This window comes from Yersinia sp. 1252 StPb PI, assembly GCF_048593885.1.
In the GTDB taxonomy this organism is placed as follows: Bacteria; Pseudomonadota; Gammaproteobacteria; order Enterobacterales; family Enterobacteriaceae; genus Yersinia; species Yersinia enterocolitica_E.
Genome location: NZ_JAZGQE010000567.1, coordinates 1 through 256 on the forward strand (window position 1 = coordinate 1; position 256 = coordinate 256).

Here is a 256-nt window from a genome sequence, read left to right on the forward strand (position 1 = left end):
GTTGACGAATTGCACGCGCGGCTGCTCGCCATCCTGCGGCGTCGCGACGGCTATACCGGCAAGTCGCTCCGCTGCGGCGCTTTGGAATTCATCGTCGAGACTCGCGTCGCCTATATCGACGCCCAGCCGCTGGCGCTGTCCGTGCGCGAAACGCAGTTGCTGGAACTGCTGTTGCGCCGTTGCGGCAAGGTCGTGCCCAAGACCGTGGTGGAGGATCAGCTCTTCGGGCTCGACAGCGATCTTGGGTCCAATGCGG

Annotated in this window: 1 pseudogene; it reads left to right on the forward strand. The window is 64.5% G+C overall.

Annotation, left to right across the window (positions count from 1 at the left end):
• Positions 1 to 256, forward strand: a pseudogene (locus V2A85_RS24755) (two-component system response regulator QseB); the annotation flags it as partial.